General features: G+C 40.4%; 3 protein-coding genes. 1 reads left to right on the top strand and 2 read right to left on the bottom strand.

Annotated elements, in window-relative coordinates; translation table 11 throughout:
- Window positions 1-815: biotin/lipoyl-binding protein (locus Q0413_RS04185; RefSeq protein WP_298987619.1), on the bottom strand; the 815-nt coding region annotated here is incomplete at its 3' end.
- Window positions 816-839: 24 nt separating this feature from the next.
- Window positions 840-3,116, bottom strand: coding sequence for a type I secretion system permease/ATPase (locus Q0413_RS04180; RefSeq protein WP_298987617.1), 2,277 nt, complete (start codon window positions 3,114-3,116; stop codon window positions 840-842).
- Window positions 3,117-3,495: 379 nt separating this feature from the next.
- On the opposite strand from Q0413_RS04180, the gene Q0413_RS04175 reads away from it, so the two are divergent.
- Window positions 3,496-4,485, top strand: coding sequence for a hypothetical protein (locus Q0413_RS04175; protein ID WP_298987615.1), 990 nt, complete (start codon window positions 3,496-3,498; stop codon window positions 4,483-4,485).
- The last annotated feature ends 32 nt before the right edge of the window (window positions 4,486-4,517 follow it).

The raw sequence follows: 4,517 nt of genomic DNA, 5'->3' as shown, positions 1-4,517 counted from the left end.
TCCGCTTTTAGCGAGCTTGCCTCTTTCTGCTTGGCTAGCATCTCATCGAGCCACTTGGATATGCTTTGGCTTTTAAATGCCTCAAGCTCTTTAGCTAGCTCGTCTAAATTTGCCCTTTGCTCGGCAAGCTTCTCTTTTGAAATTTTAAGATTGGAGTTTAGCTCGATTACCTTGGATTTAAGCTCATATAGATCCTTGCGTGCTATTATATCTTTTACTTTATTTAGATTACTTAGCCGCGCTTCGTCTATCTTTAAAATTCCGCTTAGTCTCTCGACCTCTAAATTAGTGGAATTTATCCCCATTTGCAGAGCTTGCATTTTTAGATTATAGACATTTATGCTCTCTTCGTAATTTGATTTTTGCGTATTGTATAAGCTAAGCTCATCTGCGCTGATGTTAGCGTCCAGACTCCTACCCGAGCTTAGAGCGTCAAGCCTTTTTATCGAGTACTCAAGTAGCGCCAAACTCTCTTGCTTGGTGGATAAATTTACCGTAGAGACGCTAGGATCGATTAAGATTAGATGATCGCCCTTTTTTACTCTATCACCCTCTTTTACTAAAATTTTAGAGACGACGCCGCTTTCGAGCGATTTTAAAATTTTGATCTCGCCGTCGGGCACGACCTTGCCGTTAGCGCTTACTACGATATCAACCTTAGCAAATACCATCCACAGCACGGCAAATATCAAAGCCCCACAAGCGATCCATAAGATAGATCTTCCCAAAGGGTTTTGCGGAGCATCCTCTATCTCGATTAAAAGAGGCTTAAACTCGTTTGAATCATCCTCTATTCTTTTGAAAATTTTTAGCATTGTTATTCCGCCCTACCCTTCGACCTATCCTAGTTGCTTATCATATAAGCTCTTGTAGTAGCCGCCCAGAGCCATTAGCTCCTCGTGCTTTCCGCGCTCTACGATCTCGCCTTTATCTAACACTAAAATTTCGTCGCAATTCTTAACGGAATTTAGCCTATGGGCTATGATGATGAAGGTTTTTCCCTTTTTGATCTCGCTTAAATTCTTATTGATGATGCTTTCGCTTTCGTAATCAAGTGCAGAGGTCGCCTCATCAAAGATTAAAATTTTAGGATTATTTATGAGCGCTCTAGCGATTGCGATGCGCTGTTTTTGTCCGCCGCTAAGGCTAGAGCCGCGCTCGCCTACGAAGGTATCGTAACCTCCTGCAAGCTCTGCGATAAAATCATGAGCGCCCGCGATCTTACTAACTCTGATGATCTCCTCCATACTCGCCCCGCTTGCGGCAAAAGCGATATTTTCTTTGATACTGCCGCTAAATAGATAGTTTTCCTGAAGGACTACGCCGATGTTTTGCCTTAAAAGATAGGGATTAAGATGTCTGATATCTATGCCGTCGATATAAACGGCGCCCGAGCTTTGCAGATAGAGCCGCTCGATCAGCTTCGTAATTGTGCTTTTACCGCTGCCGCTTCTACCGACTATGCCTACGCTTTTGCCCGGTTCTACGTGAAAGCTGATATCTTTTAGCACCAAATTTAGATCCGGCCTATATCTGAAATTTACGGCGTCAAATTTTATATCCCCTTCTATATTATTTAGCGCAATGGGTTTATCAGTGCTCTGCTCGGTTGGAGTATTTAATATATCTCCTAGCCTATCAACGCTAAGAAGGGCTTGCTGAAACTCATTCCAAAGACCTACCAGCCTCATTACAGGAGCGCTAAATTGCCCCGCAAACATCTGAAAGGCGATGAGTTGACCAACGCTTAGCTTGCCTTCTATTACGAGCCCCACGCCGAAGTATAAGATGCAAAGCGTCATAAGCTTTTGTAGTGCGGAGGCAAAGCCGCTTGCGACGTTGCTTAAATTTGAAAGATTAAAAGATGAGCGGACGTATCTGCCTAGATTTTCCTCCCACATCTTTTGCATGCTGCCCTCGATCGCTAGAGATTTTACCGTCTGCATACCGGTTACTGCTTCTACGAGATAGGAGTTTGAAGCGGCTCCCATTTGAAATTTATCCTCCAGTCTCCTTCTAAGCACCGGCGTGATAAAAAAATAAATTGCAGCAATTACGCTTATAAATGCGATTGCGATCAGCGTAAGCTTCACGCTGTAAAGCAGCATCATAAAGACAAATACGAAGCTAAATAAAATATCAAGTAGCACGCTAACGCTTTTATTTGCGATAAACTCTCTTATGCTATCTAGTTCTCGCACTCTAGCAACGATGTTTCCTACCTTGCGGTTTTCAAAGTAGGTCATCGGAAGCAGAGCTAAATGGCTAAAAAGCTCGCTACCTAGCCTAGCGTCAATTTTAGTAGTAGTGTGAGCGAATATATAATTTCTACTTAGGCTTAAAAGCATCTCAAATATGATAGTTGCCAAAAATGCAAATGCAATTACGTTTAGCGTGCTAATGCTATGATGAGTTAAAACCTTATCGAGCACCACTTGCGTAAAAAGCGGCGTCACTAGACCGAAAAGCTGCATTATAAATGAAGCCAAAAGCACTTCAAACACCACTCTTTTAAAGCTTAGCATCCGCTTGTAAAACCAGGCAAAGCCGAATTTAATCTGAGAATTCAGAGTTTTATGAGCCAGCACGATAAACTCGCCACTACAAAGATCAAATAGCTCGCTCGCGCCCAGCTCTTTTACGGAATTTCCACCGTCAAATACGATAAATTTAAGGGAAGTTTCTTTTTCTTGTGTGGATTTGGATTGAGGGGATCTGGATGAGCGGGAAGCTTTAGATTCTTTGGAGGAGGAATTGTATGAGTTTGCAGAGGATGAAGATGGCGCGTCTTTGGAATTTGCGCTATTTATATCAGCGGCCGTCTTGCTAGCGTTTGCCGCCTTAATATCCGCTTCGCTTTGCTGCTCGATCTTTAGGACGTTAAAGTAGCTTCCGTCCTTTTTCTGAAGGATAAAGGGAGGTTTATAGCGCATCAAATTTGAAAGAGTTAGCTTTTTGATTTTAGCCTTAAACTCGCAATGTTTAGCCATCCGCACTAGCTCTTCGATCTGCGGCTCCTCGCTGCTTAGCGCAAATTTATTTATAAGCGCCTTGGCATCAAACGGGATATGATTTACGGCGGCTATCAGACCTAGCGAGCCCAGGGCGGTTTGCATCGGATACCTTTGAGTGAAATTTGAAAGAATTCTATTAAGTCTATTTGAAACGGGGCTTAAATTTAGAGGGAATTTTAAAGAAATTTAAGGGATTGAGAAAATTTGGGAAACTAGAATGATGGTACTAGAGGAAAGAATGGGCGTAGGAATGGCTATAGAATAGATTATGGCAACCGACAGGATACCCGATAAAAATATTCAGTTCAAAATCGACTTTATGACATCCGCATAATATGCAAAAATTTTGTCATTATATGCCAATCTGATTGGAAATGATGGCGCGTAATAACGGAAGGCGGGGCGTTATAGTAGTTTAATATCCGCTTAAGCCGCAAAGAGTAAAATAGGCAAACTTCTGAGATCATCAACGGGGATAAGGATGAACGAAGCAAGGCTCGAAGAGCTAAAGAAAATTCTAAATGAACGGCATCAAAATTTAGAGCAAGGTTTGCAAGAAGATTTTAATGCTCAAAATTTTGACATCCCAAATTCTGATGCTTCGAATTTTAATACCTCAGATTTAAACAGTGCGAATTCTAAAATTTTAAATTTTGATGATAAAAATTCAGACAGCTCAAATTCAAACACAAGGAACGATTCAAAATTTCAAAATTTGCATTTATATCACGCCGCCTCTAATAAAAATTCTAGAGCTCAGATCAGAGACTACGACAAAGAGCCGATAGTAATAAAAGATCATACTTATTACGAATTTATGATTTATCAATTTCCGGCGCTACTGATAGGTTTTATTATATTTTTGACTTTTGCTACTATAGTAAATCCCGTTAGTCTTAAGACTTTTCGAATGCTTCCGTCTATATTGGTTTCATTGTTGACCGTAATTAGGGACAAAGACGGTATGTATTTTGAGTTTAAAAACGATAAAATTCTCTATTATCATAAAAACAAAATTCGCAAAATTTTCGAACTAAACAGCATAGGCGCAATGGTGATTAGCTTTGATTGCAGACACAGTATGCGACAAAGGGTAAATTGGTTTATAAGAATAGCGCTAATTCTTTGGATTTTATTAATTTTTGCCGCCGATGCATACGATATGACAATCGGCGAAAGTATAACTGATATATTGTGTATTTTTATTTTAGCTGCATCAGGAATTTTCGGAGCAAAGGCTATTATGCACCTACGCAACGGCAGTCTCAGTTTTTTCGGCCTCCACGATCAGCTCGTGCTTTATAAAGAAAACGCCGAGGTTGAGATACTAAATATTTTGATGGCAAATAAAGAGGAGTATGTGCAGCTGCGCGATTATTTTATGCAAACGATGCAAAAAGATATAAGCAACCTAGCTCGCACGATGTCGATTTTTAATAAAAAGATAGAATTTAGAAAGTTTAAATTTTAAAGGAGTATGTTATGGAGCAAATTGAGAAGGCA

Source organism: uncultured Campylobacter sp., from assembly GCF_938045465.1.
In the GTDB taxonomy this organism is placed as follows: Bacteria; Campylobacterota; Campylobacteria; order Campylobacterales; family Campylobacteraceae; genus Campylobacter_B.
This window is presented reverse-complemented; position numbering and strand designations above follow the sequence as displayed.

Bases quoted from the DNA above. Each gene is read 5' to 3' on its own strand.
- Q0413_RS04175 (WP_298987615.1), top strand. From the start codon at position 3,496: ATGAACGAAGCAAGGCTCGAAGAGCTAAAGAAAATTCTAAATGAACGG.
- Q0413_RS04180 (WP_298987617.1), bottom strand. From the start codon at position 3,116: ATGCAAACCGCCCTGGGCTCGCTAGGTCTGATAGCCGCCGTAAATCAT.